At 65.1% G+C, this 16,867-nt stretch carries 14 protein-coding genes; 1 reads left to right on the top strand and 13 read right to left on the bottom strand.

Annotation, left to right across the window (positions count from 1 at the left end; genetic code table 11):
* Window positions 1–52: 52 nt before the first annotated feature.
* From ACT2B0_RS17615 to ACT2B0_RS17660, 10 genes are all read right to left on the bottom strand, one after another.
* Window positions 53–2,569, bottom strand: coding sequence for a heavy metal translocating P-type ATPase (locus ACT2B0_RS17615; protein ID WP_481658418.1), 2,517 nt, complete (start codon window positions 2,567–2,569; stop codon window positions 53–55).
* A 327-nt stretch (window positions 2,570–2,896) separates the two neighbouring features.
* Window positions 2,897–3,304, bottom strand: a complete 408-nt coding sequence (locus ACT2B0_RS17620; RefSeq protein WP_473459636.1) for a F0F1 ATP synthase subunit epsilon — start codon at window positions 3,302–3,304, stop codon at window positions 2,897–2,899.
* Between the two features lie 75 nt (window positions 3,305–3,379).
* Window positions 3,380–4,945: a F0F1 ATP synthase subunit beta gene (atpD, locus tag ACT2B0_RS17625; RefSeq protein ID WP_473459637.1), complete on the bottom strand. Its 1,566-nt coding sequence runs from the start codon at window positions 4,943–4,945 to the stop codon at window positions 3,380–3,382.
* A 67-nt stretch (window positions 4,946–5,012) separates the two neighbouring features.
* Window positions 5,013–5,897, bottom strand: a complete 885-nt coding sequence (locus ACT2B0_RS17630; protein ID WP_473459638.1) for a F0F1 ATP synthase subunit gamma — start codon at window positions 5,895–5,897, stop codon at window positions 5,013–5,015.
* Between the two features lie 19 nt (window positions 5,898–5,916).
* Entirely contained in the window at window positions 5,917–7,446 is a 1,530-nt protein-coding gene (atpA, locus tag ACT2B0_RS17635) for a F0F1 ATP synthase subunit alpha (RefSeq protein ID WP_473459639.1), read from the bottom strand.
* Window positions 7,446–8,006, bottom strand: coding sequence for a F0F1 ATP synthase subunit delta (locus ACT2B0_RS17640; RefSeq protein ID WP_473459640.1), 561 nt, complete (start codon window positions 8,004–8,006; stop codon window positions 7,446–7,448). Before ACT2B0_RS17640 ends, atpA begins: the two co-directional genes overlap by 1 nt.
* A gap of 232 nt (window positions 8,007–8,238) precedes the next feature.
* Window positions 8,239–8,634 (bottom strand): AGROH133_08824 family phage infection protein, encoded by a 396-nt coding sequence (locus ACT2B0_RS17645; RefSeq protein WP_473459641.1) that lies wholly within the window; start codon window positions 8,632–8,634, stop codon window positions 8,239–8,241.
* A gap of 64 nt (window positions 8,635–8,698) precedes the next feature.
* Window positions 8,699–9,151 (bottom strand): hypothetical protein, encoded by a 453-nt coding sequence (locus tag ACT2B0_RS17650; RefSeq protein WP_473459642.1) that lies wholly within the window; start codon window positions 9,149–9,151, stop codon window positions 8,699–8,701.
* Between the two features lie 88 nt (window positions 9,152–9,239).
* Window positions 9,240–9,584, bottom strand: a complete 345-nt coding sequence (locus ACT2B0_RS17655; protein WP_473459643.1) for an ASCH domain-containing protein — start codon at window positions 9,582–9,584, stop codon at window positions 9,240–9,242.
* A gap of 77 nt (window positions 9,585–9,661) precedes the next feature.
* Entirely contained in the window at window positions 9,662–11,845 is a 2,184-nt protein-coding gene (locus ACT2B0_RS17660; RefSeq protein WP_473459644.1) for a primosomal protein N', read from the bottom strand.
* Between the two features lie 93 nt (window positions 11,846–11,938).
* Between ACT2B0_RS17660 and fsa the strand changes: the two genes are divergently transcribed.
* Window positions 11,939–12,592 carry a fructose-6-phosphate aldolase gene (gene fsa, locus ACT2B0_RS17665; RefSeq protein WP_473459645.1) on the top strand — a complete coding sequence of 218 codons (654 nt, stop codon included), beginning with the start codon at window positions 11,939–11,941 and terminating at the stop codon, window positions 12,590–12,592.
* A 69-nt stretch (window positions 12,593–12,661) separates the two neighbouring features.
* Here fsa and ACT2B0_RS17670 read toward each other — a convergent pair whose 3' ends face one another.
* The 3 genes from ACT2B0_RS17670 to leuS form a co-directional block, all read right to left on the bottom strand.
* The gene (locus tag ACT2B0_RS17670) at window positions 12,662–13,579 is read right to left on the bottom strand and encodes a GNAT family N-acetyltransferase (protein ID WP_473459646.1); all 918 of its coding nucleotides are present in this window, start codon (window positions 13,577–13,579) and stop codon (window positions 12,662–12,664) included.
* Window positions 13,580–13,669: 90 nt separating this feature from the next.
* The gene (locus ACT2B0_RS17675; protein WP_473459647.1) at window positions 13,670–14,233 is read right to left on the bottom strand and encodes an LPS assembly lipoprotein LptE; all 564 of its coding nucleotides are present in this window, start codon (window positions 14,231–14,233) and stop codon (window positions 13,670–13,672) included.
* On the bottom strand, window positions 14,220–16,859 hold the full coding sequence (gene leuS, locus ACT2B0_RS17680; RefSeq protein WP_473459648.1) for a leucine--tRNA ligase: 2,640 nt from the start codon (window positions 16,857–16,859) through the stop codon (window positions 14,220–14,222). Before leuS ends, ACT2B0_RS17675 begins: the two co-directional genes overlap by 14 nt.
* Window positions 16,860–16,867 lie beyond the last annotated feature (8 nt).

Genomic DNA, 16,867 nt, shown 5'->3' on the forward strand with positions numbered 1-16,867 from the left:
GCACAAACCTTCCTAAAACAGGAAGCCTCATCAATCTGGCCCATCGTCGGTCCTATTTCAAGTCGAGACTGCGCAACCGCAGCGCGTTGCCGATCACGGAAACCGATGACAGGCTCATCGCCGCCGCCGCGATCATCGGCGACAACAACATGCCCAGCAGAGGATAGAGCACGCCGGCGGCCACCGGAACACCGAGCGCATTGTAGACGAAGGCGAAGAACAGGTTCTCGCGAATGTTGCGGATTGTCGCCCTGGCCAGCTTGCGGGCGCGCACAATGCCATTGAGGTCGCCCTTGACCAGCGTGATGCCGGCGCTCTCCACCGCGACATCGGCGCCGGTGCCCATGGCGATACCGACGTCGGCGGCAGCCAGCGCCGGCGCATCGTTGACGCCGTCGCCGGCCATGGCGACCTTTGCGCCACCGGCGCGCAGCTCCTCGATCAGCGCCTGCTTCTGCTCCGGCAGCAATCCGGCACGAATATCGTCGATGCCCAACGTCCTGGCGACGGCGCTGGCCGTTCGCTCATTGTCGCCCGTCGCCATGATCACGGTAAGTCCGCTTTTGTGCAGCGCCCGGATCGCAGCGGGTGTGGTCTCCTTGATCGGGTCGGCAACCGCTACCAGCCCGCCAAGGCGGCCGTCGACCGCGACGAACATCGCCGTCTTGCCGTCGGCGCGCAGGTCGTCGGCCCTGGCCTCGAGCGCCGCGGTGCCGATTCCCAGATCCTCCATCATCGCCCGGTTGCCGAGCGCCACTTTGCGGCCTGCTACCGAACCGTGCACGCCCTTACCTGTAACGGCGTCGAAATCCTTGGTATCGGCAAGCGAAAGGTCGCGCTGGCGGGCGCCTTCAACAATCGCCTCGGCGAGCGGATGCTCCGAGCCTTTTTCCACGCTCGCGGCCAGACTCAATATGTCGTCCTCGTCGAAGCCGTCGGCCGCGATCACATCGGTGAGTTTCGGCCGCCCCTCGGTCAGGGTACCGGTCTTGTCGACGATCAGCGTATCGACGGCGGCGAATCGTTCCAGCGCCTCGGCATCCTTGATCAGCACGCCGGCCTGCGCGCCGCGCCCGGTCGCCGTCATGATCGACATCGGCGTGGCCAGCCCGAGCGCGCATGGACAAGCGATGATCAGCACCGACACAGCAGCGAGAATGGCATAGACCATGCTGGGCTGCGGACCGAACAGCGCCCACACCCCAAACGCCACCACCGCGACCAGCACCACGGCGGGAACGAAGTAGTAGGACACGCGGTCGGCCAGGCCCTGGATCGGAGCACGCGAACGCTGGGCCTTCGCAACCATCTCCACGATCTGGGACAACACCGTGTCGGCGCCGACCCTGTGCGCCTCGATCACCAGCGTGCCGCTGCGGTTGAGCGTGCCGGCGGTGACCTGGTCGCCCTCCACCTTCTCGATCGGCACGGCCTCTCCGGTGATCATCAATTCGTCGATCGACGAACGCCCTTCCAGCACCGCGCCGTCGACGGGCACGCTGCCGCCGGGCCGCACCCGGAGCCTGTCGCCCTTTACGATCGATTCGAGCGGCACGTCTTCCTCGTTGCCGTCGGCGTCGATGCGACGCGCCGTCTTCGGCGCCAGATCGAGCAAAGCGCGGATCGCCGAGCCGGTACGCTCGCGCGCCCTCAGTTCCAACACCTGGCCGACAAAGATCAGCGCAACGATCACCGCGGCCGCCTCGAAATAGACCGGTACCGCGCCACCATGGCTGCGGAACTGTTGCGGAAACAGGTCGGGAAACAGCGTCGCAACGACGCTGTAGAGATAGGCCGTGCCGACGCCGATCGAAATCAGGGTCCACATATTCGGGATGCGGTTGACGATCGACTGGTAGCCGCGCACGAAGAACGGTATCGCCGCCCACAGTACGACCGGGGTCGCCAGAACGAGTTCGATCCACACCGCGAGGCGGCTGCCGAGCCACTCGCGAACCGGCAGACCGACCATCGGCCCCATCGCGATGATCAAGAGCGGCACCGAAAGCGCGCCGCTGACCCAAAGCCGGCGGGTGAAGTCGACCAGTTCCGGATTGGGGCCTTCCTCGCCTGTCGGCACGCCCATCGGCTCGAGCGCCATGCCGCATTTCGGGCACGACCCCGGCCCTTCACGTACGATCTCGGGGTGCATCGGACAGGTATAGAGTGTTCCCTTGGGCATCGGCGCCGGTTCGGCGCGCCCGTCGAGATAGGTTTGTGGCGCGGCCTGGAACTTGTCCAGACAGCGGGCCGAGCAGAAATAGTACCCGTTGCCGTCGTGCCGGTGGAAATGCTCCGCCCGCGCACGGTCGACATCCATGCCGCACACCGGATCGGTCGCGCTGATGTGATCTTCCGGCGCGCCTTCGAACGTGTCGCGACAGCGTTGCGAACAGAAATGATAGACGTGACCGCCATAGTCGAGGCTCGGCGTATCGGTTTCCGGCTCGACCAGCATGCCGCACACCGGATCGCGCACGATCTCCCCGTCCGCGCCGGAAGCCTGTGCATGGCCGCCGCAGCACGCAGCTTGTTTCGTGCCTGGCGATTTCGTCTGGTGTCGGCTCATGGTAGTCGCTCCCGGACCGCGTGGATATTGCAGGATCGGTTCTCCACCTTCCAGAAACAGGAAGGTCAAGCCGCTTCTGGCAGGCGTCTCGGGTCACGGGTCAACGCGGGCGCAACTGCTCCGCCCTTGACTTCCCCAAACGGTCGAAGGCCAACGCCGCGTCCGGGCGATGGTTCCCGGCATCGTCGCGGCCGATGGGAACACAGACCCGGTCTGCGCCAAGATCCGCGCCTATCCGCCGGCGTACCAAAAGCAAAACGGCCGTCGGGGGCACCAACGACCGTCTCGTATGTCTTTATGGGGTGTGGTCGGCGCTCGTGCCCCGCCTTATGCCGGCAGGATCGCGCGCTCCAGCGTGGTGAGCTGGGCCAGATAGGCCTCGGCCCTGGTGCGGGCTTCCTCGTCCTTGGCGTCGGACACGTCCTCACGCGCATCCTGGATGCGGCGAGCCAGCCCTTCACGGTCGATATCGTCGACATGGGTCGCCGATTCGGCCAACAACGTGCAGCCTTCCGGCAGAATATCGGCGAAACCGCCGAACACGACATAGCGGTCGGCCTTGCCGGCCGCGGACTTGACCGTCACGACGCCCGGCTGAACGGTGGTCATGACCGGCGCATGCTTGGCCATCACCGTCATTTCGCCTTCCGCGCCCGGAACGACGACTGATTCGACGTCCTCCGACACCAGAAGCCGCTCTGGAGAGACGAGTTCGAACTTGAAGCTCTCGGCCATCAGTGACCTGCCTGTTTCATCGTGCTTTCAGGGCTTCGCGACGCCTGGCCGCGAAGCAGTCTCGTCGGGTCGGGCTCAGGCCGCTTCCGCGGCGAGTTTCTTGCCCTGTTCCACAGCTTCCTCGATCGTGCCGACCATGTAGAAGGCCGCCTCGGGAAGGTGATCGTATTCACCCTCGCACAATCCCTTGAAGCTCTTGATCGTATCCGGCAGATCGACGAACTTGCCCGACTTGCCGGTGAAGACCTCGGCCACGAAGAACGGCTGCGACAGGAAGCGCTCGATCTTGCGGGCGCGCGCCACCGTCAGCTTGTCCTCTTCCGACAGCTCGTCCATGCCCAGAATGGCGATAATGTCCTGCAGCGACTTGTAGCGCTGAAGAATCTCCTGCACCTGGCGGGCGACAGCATAGTGCTCGTCGCCGACGATACGCGGATCGAGCATGCGCGAGGTCGAGTCGAGCGGATCGACGGCCGGGTAGATGCCCTTTTCCGAGATCGCGCGCGACAGCACCGTCGTGGCATCCAGATGCGCAAACGAAGCCGCGGGCGCCGGATCGGTCAAATCGTCGGCCGGCACGTAGATCGCCTGCACCGAGGTGATCGAGCCCTTCTGGGTGGTGGTGATGCGCTCCTGCAGCGCGCCCATGTCGGTGGCGAGCGTCGGCTGGTAGCCCACCGCCGAGGGGATGCGGCCGAGCAGCGCCGACACTTCCGAACCCGCCTGGGTGAAGCGGAAGATGTTGTCGACGAAGAACAGTACGTCCTGGCCCTGATCGCGGAAATGCTCGGCGACCGTCAGCCCGGTCAGGCCGACGCGCGCGCGCGCGCCGGGCGGTTCGTTCATCTGGCCGAACACCAGCGCGCATTTGGAACCTTCGGTCGAGCCGTTGTTCTTGTGCGGGTCCTTGTTGACGCCCGATTCGATCATCTCGTGATAGAGGTCGTTGCCCTCGCGGGTACGCTCGCCGACACCGGCGAAGACCGAATAGCCGCCATGCGCCTTGGCAACGTTGTTGATCAGCTCCTGGATCAAGACCGTCTTGCCCACGCCGGCGCCGCCGAACAGGCCGATCTTGCCGCCCTTGGCGTAAGGCGCGAGCAGGTCGACGACCTTGATGCCGGTGATCAGAATCTCGGCTTCCGTCGACTGGTCGATATATTCGGGCGCCGGCTGGTGGATGGCGCGCGTGCCGTCGCCCTTGACCGGCCCGGCCTCGTCGATCGCCTCGCCGACCACGTTCATGATGCGGCCGAGTGTGGCGTCGCCCACCGGAACCGCGATCGGAATGCCGGTGTCGCGCACCGCCTGCCCGCGCACCAGACCCTCGGTGGAGTCCATGGCGATGCAGCGCACGGTGTTTTCGCCCAGATGCTGCGCCACCTCGAGCACGAGACGGTTGCCCTGGTTCTCCGCCTCGAGGGCGTTGAGGATCGCCGGCAGCTCGCCGTCGAAGGAAACGTCGACGACCGCGCCGATGACCTGATGGATGCGGCCGGTCGCGGCGCCGGCGGCCTTCTTGGTGGCAGTCGCCTTGCTGGTGGCGGCCTTGGCCGCCGGCTTCCGTGCCGCGGCGGGCTTCGCCGCAGCCTTGGAGGCGGATGCGGCCGTCGTCTTCTTGGGGGTCGCTGCTTTCGCCATCTTCTGTGCCTCTTCGGTCCTTAATGTTCGAGACGCCGCGCCGCCGCAACAGGGCGGCGCCGCGCGCCTAGAGCGCTTCCGCGCCCGAAATGATCTCGATCAGTTCCTTGGTGATCTGCGCCTGCCGCTGACGGTTGTAGGTGATCGTCAGCTTGTTGATCATGTCGCCGGCATTGCGCGTGGCATTGTCCATCGCGCTCATCTTGGCGCCCATTTCGCCGGCCGCGTTCTCCAACAATGCGGAAAAGACCTGCACGGCAATGTTGCGCGGAATGAGATCGCTGAGCAACTCTCCCGCGTCCGGCTCGTATTCGTAGACGCTGCCGCCATTCGACACCTCGTTGCCCGCGGCTTCGGTCGCGGGTTTGGCGGGAATGAGCTGCTGCGCGGTCGGGATCTGGCTGATCACCGACTTGAACTGCGAATAAAACAGCGTGCAGACGTCGAACTCGCCGGCGTCGAACAGCGAGATCACCTTCCTGGCGACGCCGTCGGCATGGGCGAAGCCGATCTGCTTGGCCTCGCGCAGATCGACGCGCTCGACGATCAAGTTAGCGTAGTCGCGGCGAAGGATGTCGTAGCCCTTCTTGCCCACGCAGATGATCTTGACGGTCTTGCCCGCGCTCAGGAGCTTGCGCGTGTGCTCGCGCGCCAGACGCGCGATCTGCGAATTGAAGGAGCCGCACAGGCCGCGTTCGGCCGTGCACACGACGAGCAGATGCACGTCGTCCTTGCCCGTTCCCGTCATCAGCGGCGGGGCGTCGGTGCCGGACACCGCATTGGCGATGTTGGCGAGCACGACGGCCATGCGCTCGGAATAGGGCCGCGCTGCTTCGGCCGCCTCCTGCGCGCGACGCAGCTTCGCCGCGGCGACCATCTGCATCGCCTTGGTGATTTTCTGCGTCGCCTTCACGGAGGCGATGCGGTTGCGGAGGTCCTTGAGTGACGCCATAACGCGGGTTCCGTCAGCCTCAGGCGAAGTTCTTCGCGAAGGCGTCGATCTGCGCCTTCAGCTTGTCGCGCAGATCGTCCGACAGCGCCTTTTCCTTGCGGATGGCGTCCAGAACGCTCTTGCCCTCGGTGCGCAGATGGGTCAGCAGGCCCTGCTCGAACCGGCCGACATCGGCGATCGCGAGCTTGTCGAGATAACCCTGCGTACCGGCGAAGATCACCGCAACCTGCTCTTCGGTCTTGAGCGGAGAGAACTGCGGCTGCTTCAAGAGCTCGGTCAGGCGCGCGCCGCGGTTGAGGAGGCGCTGCGTCGCGGCGTCGAGGTCGGAACCGAACTGGGCGAATGCGGCCATCTCGCGATATTGGGCGAGTTCGCCCTTGATCGAGCCGGCAACCTGCTTCATCGCCTTGATCTGGGCCGAGGAGCCGACGCGCGACACCGAAAGGCCGACATTCACGGCCGGACGGATGCCCTGGAAGAACAGATTGGTCTCCAGGAAGATCTGGCCGTCGGTGATCGAGATCACGTTGGTCGGGATATAGGCCGAGACGTCGTTGGCCTGGGTCTCGATGATCGGCAGCGCGGTCAGCGAACCGGCGCCGTTGTCGTCGTTCATCTTGGCCGCGCGCTCGAGCAGGCGCGAATGCAGGTAGAAGACGTCGCCCGGATAGGCTTCGCGGCCGGGCGGACGGCGCAGCAGCAGCGACATCTGACGATAGGCGACCGCCTGTTTCGACAGATCGTCATAGGCGATCACGGCGTGCTTGCCGTTGTCGCGGAAATATTCGCCCATCGCACAGCCGGCGAACGGCGCCAGGAACTGCATCGGCGCCGGATCGGACGCGGTGGCCGCGACCACGATCGAATATTCGAGCGCGCCGCGCTCTTCCAGCACCTTGACGAACTGGGCCACGGTGGAGCGCTTCTGGCCGACGGCGACATAGACGCAATAGAGCTTCTGGCTCTCGTCGTCGCCGTCATTGAGCGGCTTCTGGTTCAGGAACGTGTCGAGAACGATGGCGGTCTTGCCGGTCTGGCGATCGCCGATGATCAGCTCGCGCTGGCCACGACCGACCGGGATCAGCGCGTCGATGGCCTTCAGGCCGGTCGACATCGGCTCGTGCACCGACTTGCGCGGAATGATGCCGGGCGCCTTGACGTCGACGCGGCGACGTTCGGTCGCCTTGATCGGACCCTTGCCGTCGATCGGATTGCCGAGTGCGTCGACCACGCGGCCAAGCAGGCCCGGGCCCACCGGGACGTCGACGATGGCGCCGGTCCGCTTGACGGTGTCGCCTTCCTTGATGTCGCGGTCGGCACCGAAGATCACAACGCCGACATTGTCGCTTTCCAGGTTCAGCGCCATGCCGCGAATGCCGCCGGGGAACTCGACCATCTCGCCGGCCTGAACATTGTCGAGACCGTACACGCGAGCGATACCGTCACCAACGGACAGAACCTGACCGACCTCCGATACTTCGGCTTCCTTGCCGAAATTCTTGATCTGGTCCTTGAGAATTGCGGAGATTTCCGCGGCCCGGATATCCATCAGCCGACCTCTTTCAGTGCAAGCTTGAGCGAATTGAGTTTGGTTTTGAGCGACGTATCGATCTGCCGCGAGCCGATCCTCACGACAAGCCCGCCGAGAAGCGAGGGATCGACGGTCAGATTGACCACCACATCCTTGCCGGCCACGCCTTTCAGCGTCGTTTCCAGCTCGTTGCGCTGCGCGGCCGTCAGATCATGCGCAGAGGTGACGTCTGCGGCCACCTCGCCACGATTCTCGGCGGCGATGCGCCGGAACGCTTCGATCATGCCGGGAACGGCGAAAAGCCGGCGATTCCTGGCGACGACCCGAAGAAAATTTGCGAAAAGTCCGCCGATCTTGGCCTTTTCGACGATGGCGGAAACCGCTTTGTACTGATCGTCGGCCGAAAAGACCGGGCTTGTGATCAGGCGCCGCAGGTCCGCGCTACCGGCAAGAAGCGCCTCGAATTCGCCCAACTCCTTTTCGACGAGCGAAACCGAATCGGCCTCAAGAGCCAGATCGAAAAGCGAGCCCGCATAGCGCTCGGCGACGTTGGAAACGGGTGAGTTAGACTGTGCCACGAACGGTCTTCTCTTCCTGGGAAGGCCGCAAGTTTTTTGCGCAAGCGTGAGAAGCCGGCTAAACCTTTGACCTTATTGATAAATCTCGACCGCTACGGCATACGCGCCGTATCCCCCGGTCGAAAGTCGCTTGCCGTCTAGCACACGCTTCCGTGACTCGCAACAACCCGAAACATCGCCGTTCCGGCACTATTGTCGCATCCGTGCGCGCTGAGGGAGCGGCCGCCCGCAATCAGGGCAGGAAACCGAAGACGAAGGCGAGAGGCAGCACCGCCAGCGCCAACTCAACGACAAGGCTCACCCAATTGAAGACAGTACCGCCCCTATCCGACAGCATGGAGATGATGCGGCCGAAGGCGGTAAACAGCCAGGATACGCCCAGCGTCAGATAAATGAATGGCTGGGCCAGAAGGATCGCGCACAGCCCGACCCCGAGATAGAAGCCGGCCATGGTGGCCCGGGCTTCGGAGACCGCCTCGGGATGGCCGGCCGCCGTTTCGAGCCGCAGCAGCCGCAACGACAGCCGCGGCGCGAACAAAAGCACCAGGCCGAAAAAAACCGTGATCGCCGCGGCACTCCAGGCGAGCCACTCGCCATTGCTGGTCGGCATTGGAAAAGCGAAATCCATCAAATCCCCCCGGAATGTCGCGGCGGGACTTGACCCACCGCCGAGCGTCTCAACCGCCCCACGTTCACACCCCGCAATCGCCCTGGAAGGCGACCGTCTCGGATCCGTAGGGGCCGTCGACCGCGATCGTGCCCGTATAACCGGTCGATTCGGTCCCCGCCTCGCCGGCCGTCATCGTGACGACGACATCGTGTTGGGACGCCCCCAGACTGCGATAGCGTCTTTCCTCGCCGGTCTCCACTTTCGTGGCCGACACCAGTTCGAGCTGCCGTAATTGATGGCCGAGCGCGATGAAGCCCGTTTCCGGATAGGGCTCGTGCAGGCCGTCTTTCTGCGTGAAAAAGACGAAGCGCCAGCTCTCGGGATCGTTGAAATTGAAGCTGTGGTCCTTGCGCCAGAATGTGCAATAGCTGTCGATATAGGGCCAGTGAATATCGGTCACGACCGGCTGGTTCGCGGCCGCCGGCGCGGCGGCCAGTAGGGCAGATCCGGCAAGCGCCCGTGCCAGGAACTTCATCGATGTCCTCCCCGTTTCCAGCGCGACTTTGACAGAAGCGGACGCCAATGCAAACCGCCGACGGACACCGGTGCCGCGCATTCCCCGGTCAATCACGGCTCCGCGTCCCGCGTCCGGCCGGCTGCGACGGCGGCAGATGCTCGATCACTTCGACAACGGCGTCGATCCCGATGTCGGGATAGTGCTCGCGCATGCCGGCGAGCATGACCGGGGCGGACCATTCGTCCTTTCTGCCGACGAAGGCTGCGGCGGCGCGCAGCGGCATTCTGGTCACCCGGGTCACCTCGACCACCAAGGTGCGTTCCGGCGCGTCCTGGCAGACATAGATCATCGGGCCGGGCCTGATCGGGGTTTCGCGCCAGCGGATCGTCGAGCGTTTCGCGCCGCTTTCGATCTGCGGAAACAACCGCGCCACGACTTCGAGCTTCTGCATGCCGGGTCTTCTCCGCTCCGGTCGCGACGGGTTATGCCTGTCGGCAACTTTTCGCAGGTCCGATGGCCGGCCCGTCCCTACAAAAAACTCTGCGGGTCGATGTCGATCTGCACCCGGACCGACCCGCGCGGCGACGGCGCGGCCTTGACCATCGCTCGCAGGAAGGCCTGCAGATCGGCCCGCAACCCGCCTTGTACCATGAGCCGAAACCGGTAGCGCCCGGCCACCAGCGACAGCGGCGCCTCGGCCGGGCCGAGAACGACGATCCCCGCATCGCCGGGCGCGGCGCGGCGCAGCGCCCGCGCATGGCCTTCGGCTTCCGCGCGCGTTGCCGCGCTGACGATGATGCCGGCAAGCCGGCCGAAAGGCGGCAGGCCGGCACGCTCGCGCTCGGCCGTCTCGCGCTCGTAAAACGCCTCCCAGTCTCCAGAGACGATCGCCCGCATCACCGGATGGTCGGGCTGGTAGGTCTGCAACAGGCCCTTGCTCTTCTTGCCGGTGCGACCGGCCCGGCCGGTAACCTGGGACAGGAGCTGGAACGTGCGTTCGGCCGCGCGCGGATCGCCATTGGCCAGGCCCAGATCGGCATCGACCACACCGACCAGCGTCAGGTTCGGGAAATTGTGCCCCTTGGCGACGAGCTGGGTGCCGATCACGATGTCGGCCTCGCCCTTTTCGATCGCCTCCAGTTCCAGCCGCAGCCGCCGTACGCCGCCGGCAAGGTCGGACGACAGAACAATCGAGCGCGCATCGGGAAAATGCGACACCACCTCCTCTGCGATCCGCTCCACCCCCGGCCCGCAGGCGACGAGATGATCGAGCGCGCCGCAGGAAGGGCAGGCTTCGGGGCGCGGTTCGGCGTAGCCGCATTGATGGCACAAAAGCTGACCGCGAAACCGATGCTCAACCAGCCAGCTCGAACAATCCGGGCACTGGAAGCGGTGTCCGCACACCCGGCACAGCGTCAGCGGCGCATAGCCGCGGCGATTGAGGAACAACAGCGATTGTTCGCCGCGCCGCCAGGTCTTGGCGATTTCGTCGATCAGCACCGGCGACAGGAAGCCGCCGCGCGCCGGCGGTTTGCGGCGCAGGTCCACCGTGTCGAGCTCGGGAAGCGCCGCCTCGGCGAAGCGGGCGGGAAGCGCCACGCGCCGGTAGCGGCCCTGCTGGGCATTGTAGCGGCTTTCGATCGACGGCGTGGCGGAGGCCAGCACCACCGGGTGCCCACCGAGATGGCCGCGCACCACCGCCATGTCGCGGGCGCTGTAGAACACCCGGTCTTCCTGCTTGTAGGACGGGTCGTGCTCCTCGTCGACGACGATCAGGCCGAGATCGCGAAACGGCAGGAAAAGCGCCGAGCGCGCACCGGCGACGACACGGACCTGATTCTCCGCTACCTGCCGCCAGACCCGCTCGCGCATGCGCGGCGGCAGGTCGGAGTGCCATTCGGCCGGCTTGGCGCCGAACCGGTCCTGGAACCGTTCAAGGAAGGCATGGGTGAGCGCGATCTCCGGCAGCAGGATCAGCACCTGCCGGCCCTGGCGGATGGCCGCCGCGACGGCCTCGAAATAGACTTCGGTCTTGCCCGATCCGGTTACCCCGTCGAGCAGGCAGACGCCGAAACCGCCCTGCTCGACCATCGCGCGCAACTCCCGACCGGCCGCGACCTGATCGCTGGAAAGATCCGGCTGCTTGAAGGCAGGATCCGGGTCGGCCACCACCGGTCGCGGCGGCAAGACGACGTTCTCGAAGACACCCTGGGCCCTCAGCCCCTCGATCACGCTCGCCGACACGCCCGCCGCCCGCGCCAATCCGGGCCGGGTCCAGCCGGAGCCGGTCTCGGCAATCTCCAACACGCGGCCGCGCGCCGCGGTCATGCGGTCGGGCAAGCATTCGGTACGCGCAATTCCGTCGACCTGCGGCTCCGGATCGAGCGCAGCGGGCGCGCGCAGAAACATGCGGGCCACCATGCCGGGCGGCGTCATCGTGTAATGCGCGATCCAGGCGATGAAACGCAGGCTTTCGCCAGATAGCGGCGGGCAATCGAACACCGCCGAGATCGGCCGCAGCTTCCTGGCGTCGACGGCGCCGGCCGGCTGATCCGAGACGATCGCGGCTACCTCGCGCGGCCCCAACGGCACGCGAACGATCGAGCCCGGCACGACGGTCATATCGTCGGGCACCGCATAGGAATAGGGCGTCTCCGTCGGAACCGGCACCAGCACCGGCACGACCGCCTGGCGGGGCGAATCTTGTTTCATGGCGCGTGACCTTGCCCCGACTTTCGTCTAGATCAAAGCCCGACACGACGGACGGCGCCAGGCCGCCGCAGAAAATTCGCTAAGGAGACGGTCATGAAGTTTTTTGTCGACACCGCCGACGTGAAGGATATCCGCGAACTGAACGAGCTGGGTCTCCTCGACGGCGTCACCACCAACCCCTCGCTGATCATGAAGGCCGGTCGCGACATCAAGGAAGTCACCAAGGAAATCTGCGACATCGTCGACGGCCCGGTTTCGGCCGAGGTCACCGCGACGGAATTCGCCGCGATGATGCAGGAAGCCGACATTCTGTCGAAGATCGCCGACAATATCTGCATCAAGGTGCCGCTCACCTTCGACGGGCTGAAGGCCTGCAAGGCGATCACCTCCGACGGCCGCAAGGTCAATGTCACCTTGTGTTTTTCGGCCAATCAGGCGCTGCTGGCCGCCAAGGCGGGCGCGACCTTCATCTCGCCCTTCATCGGCCGCATCGACGACATGGGCGTAGACGGAATGGAGCTGATTTCGGAGATCCGCACCATCTATGACAATTACGATTTCAAGACCGAAATCCTTGCCGCCTCGGTGCGCACCGTCAACCACGTCAAGCAGGCCGCGCTGATCGGCGCCGATGTCGCCACGGTGCCGCCGGCGACGCTGCGCGCCCTTGTCAAGCATCCGCTGACCGACAAGGGCCTGGAGGCGTTTTTGGCCGACTGGGCCAAGACCGGCCAGAAGATCGGGTAATCCCGACCACGGCATCAAGAAAAGCCGGGCCCGCGGCCCGGCACCGCCGGTTCACCATCGAAAAGCGGCCTACGCGGCAGACGGCGCCTCGAAGGAGGCCTGCGGATCGGCCGCGAGCCGATACACGGCGTGTTCCTGGAGACCGGCGGTCAGCACGGCCTGGTCGCCGTCGAGGACGTCCGAGGGAACCGGTTTTCCGAAGGTGATCGAGAAGTGGAAGCGCTTCTTGTTCAACAGTTCGTGGAACAGCGTCATGTCGCGCAGTTCCGTCGAATATTTGCCGAGGAAGTAAAACAGTCCCGAATTGCGCGCGGTGATGTGGACGGGTACGATCGGCGTGTCGAAACGGCGCGCCAACGCGACCGCCGAGCTCTGCCAGGGGCGTTCGGTGAGATGGCCCTCGTGCCAGTAGGCGATGCGGCCGGCGGGAAACAGCACCACCGCCCTTTCGTCGGCGAAGGCGCGCGCCGTCATTTCCAGCGTATCCCGGCTCTTTGAATGCGACTTCTCGCCCGCGCGCCATTCGACCGGAATGATCATGTCGCGAAAGCCCTGCGCCACGCGCAAGGCATCCCGGTTGGCAAAGAAGACGAGGTCGCCGCGCAGGCGCTTCAGCGCATCGTACATGGCGACACCGTCGGCAATGCCGGTCGGATGGTTCGGCGCGATGATGACGGAGCCTTCACACGGCAGGTTCTCCAGGCCGGCAACGTCGATCTCCAGCGACAGAAGACCGCTAATATGTTCAATAGCCTCGCGGCCGCCCATGGCCGCGATCCGGTCGGCCATGCGCACGGCTTCGCGATAATGAAACGCGCGATACAAAAGCGGCTTGAACACCGGCCACAGCGGATTACGCGACAGGTTGACCGTGCGCTCCTCGATGAGCTGGTCGATAATATGGGCGTCGCCGTCAGACATATGACCGTAGAGGGCCCGCCCTCCGATGAGCTTGGCGATAGAGGACGGCGACGTCGGCATATCCATGGTCATCCACTCCGGTCGACCTTGTTTGGCCAAACTCTGTGACGCAAGAATGACGCCCGCCCGCTGTGGGCGACTGACCGGGCTGAACGCTCAATTTGCCGGAAGGTTCTCCAAATCCTGCGCGAGCGCGACCCGCAGCATTTCCGCCAGTTCCCGCGCGGCGCGGTTTTCGGCGTCGCGTTCGGCGCGCAGGACTGCAAATTCCTGCCGCGGCTTGTCGAAGGCGGCGTTGACCGAGCGGTTTCCGTTGGCGACGGCCTTGCCGGTCTCCGCGTCGATCAGCCGGTAGCGCGATGTCATCACCACCGCGCCGGCCGTCGGTTCATTCTCACGCGCCACCTGGACGGACGCCGAATTGCGGAAGGTGGAGGTGACGTTGAGGTCAAGCAGGTAGCGCGGGGTCGCCGGCTGGCCGGCACCGCCGTTGAGGCCGAAGATCAGATGATTGCGCACCTCCTGCGCATAGCGGCTGGTGACCGGGTTGACCGCGATCGACCCGAGGCCGGCGCCAGCGCCGATCGACCCGGACGCTTCGCCGTAAAGCGGTCGCACGGTGCAGGCCGACGCGACCACAAGCAGCACCAGCAGCGGCACCAGGAACAGAAGCCGCAGCACGGACCTGTCACGGAAAGCCATGGGCTCAAACGACGACATTGACGATTCTCCGCAGCACCACAATCACCTTGCGCGGCGCCTTGCCGTCAAGCGCCTTCTTCACGACGTCCAGATCGAGGACCGCCTGCTCGACGGCAGCTTGATCCGCGTCGCGTGCAATTGTCAAATCACCGCGCTTCTTGCCGTTGATCTGCACGGGATAAGTGTATTGGTCGTCGACGACCAGCGCGGCGTCGTAGGCCGGCCAGGCGCGTTCGCCGACAAGTCCGGCCTCGGGACCGGCAAGCGCTGCCCAGCATTCCTCGGCCAGATGCGGCATCATCGGCGCGATCATGACGATGAGGAACTCCAGCGCCTCGCGGGCGGCGCCGGCAACGGCGGGTTCGGACTTGCCCTCCGCAATGGCCGCCAGCGGCGCCTGCAGGGTATTGGTCAGCTCGTAGAGACGGGCAACCGCCTTGTTGAAGGCGAGCTTTTCGATGTCCTCGCCGACCGCCTTGACCGTCTTGTGCGCCGTTTTGGACACCGCAGCCGCCTCGCCCTCGCGCGCCGCCGCCGGTTGCACGTCGGCAAGCAGCGGCGCGGCGCCCGACACCAGCCGCCACAGCCGCTGCACGAAGCGATGCGCGCCCTCCACGCCAGCCTCCGTCCAGATCACGTCGCGGTCGGGCGGCGAGTCGGACAGCATGAACCAGCGCGCCGTGTCGGCGCCGTAGCTGGCGATGATGTCGTCGGGATCGACGACGTTCTTCTTCGACTTCGACATTTTCTCGATCGGGCCGATGACCAGCTTCTCGCCGGTGGCGACCAGCGTCGCCTGGCGCGTGCCGCCATTGTCGTCGATCCTGATTTCGGCCGGGGTCACGAAGCCGTCCGGCCCCTTGTAGGTTTCGTGCACGACCATGCCCTGGGTGAACAGGCCCTCGAACGGCTCCTCGACGGCGTTGAGATGGCCGGTCGCCTTCATTGCGCGGGCAAAAAACCGCGAATAAAGCAGATGCAGAATCGCGTGCTCGACCCCGCCAATATACTGGTTGACCGGCAACCAGCCGTCCTTGCCGTCGACATGGGCCAGCGTCGTGGGACGCTCAATGTTCCACGGATCGGTAAAACGGGCGAAATACCACGATGAATCGACAAAGGTGTCCATCGTGTCGGTGTCGCGCTCGGCCGCGCCGCCGCATTGCGGACAGGCGACGTGTTTCCAGCGCGCATGACGGTCGAGCGGGTTGCCGGGCTTGTCGAAACTGACATCGGTCGGCAGTTCTATCGGCAGCTGCGCGTCGGAGACCGGCAGCGAACCGCAGGTCGCGCAGTGAATCACCGGGATCGGGCAGCCCCAATAGCGCTGACGCGATATCAGCCAGTCGCGCAGCCGGAACTGCACCTTGCGTTCGGCCATCGGCCGGGTGCCCGAGGGGATCTTCTCCAGCCGCTGTGCGACCTCGTCGAAGGCCGCCTTGGGCGTCATGCCGTCGAGAAAGCGCGAATTGATCATCACCCCGTCGTCGACATAGGCCTCGTCGAGGATCTGGAAGGTCGCGGCGTCCTCACCCTCGGGCATCACCACCGGCACGACCGGCAATCCGTATTTGTTGGCGAAGTCGAGGTCGCGCTGGTCGCCCGAGGGGCAGCCGAAAATCGCGCCGGTGCCGTAATCCATCAAAACGAAATTGGCGACATAGACCGGCAGCGTCCAGCTCTCGTCGAAAGGGTGGACGACGCGGATGCCGGTATCAAAACCCTTTTTCTCGGCGGTCTCCAGGGCGGCCACCGACGTGCCCATGCGCCGGCACTCCTCGCAGAACGCCGCCAGTTCGGAATTCCGTGCCGCCGCCTTCCTGGCCAGCGGGTGGTCGGCTGCGATCGCCATAAACGAGGCGCCGAAAATCGTGTCCGGCCGCGTCGTGTAGACCTCCAGCTCGGATTCGCCCTGCGGCGCGGTTTCCGCCGCGAGCGGCCAGCGGATCAGCAGGCCTTCGGAGCGGCCGATCCAGTTCTGCTGCATCAGCCGGACTTTTTCGGGCCAGCGCTCGAGCGTGTCGAGCCCGTCGAGCAGGTCCTGGCTCATCGACGAGATCTTGAAGAACCATTGCGTCAGGTCGCGTTGCTCGACCGGCGCGCCGGAGCGCCAGCCTCGCCCCTCGATCACCTGCTCGTTGGCGAGCACCGTCATGTCGACCGGGTCCCAGTTGACCTTGGCCGATTTGCGTTCGACGAGACCCGCCTTCCAGAAATCGAGGAACATTTTTTGCTGATGCTTGTAGTAGGACGGGTCGCAGGTCGCGAACTCGCGCGCCCAGTCGAGCGACAGGCCCATCGTCTTCAACTGGCCCTTCATCGTCTCGATATTGGCGTAGGTCCAGTCGCGCGGATTGACCTTGTTGTCGCGCGCCGCGTTCTCGGCCGGCAGGCCGAAGGCGTCCCAGCCCATCGGGTGCAGCACGTTATGGCCGGTCGCCCGTTTGTAGCGTGCCACCACGTCGCCCATCGTGTAGTTGCGCACATGCCCCATATGGATGCGCCCGGACGGGTAAGGGAACATCTCCAGCACGTAGTATTTCGGACGCGGGTCGTCGTTTTTCGTCTCGAACAGCTTTCGTTCGGACCAGACTTTCTGCCAACGGGGTTCTGAGACGCGGGGATTGTATCGCTCGGTTGCCATGACCGGTA

This window comes from Nitratireductor sp. J20-h4 (assembly GCF_056780505.1).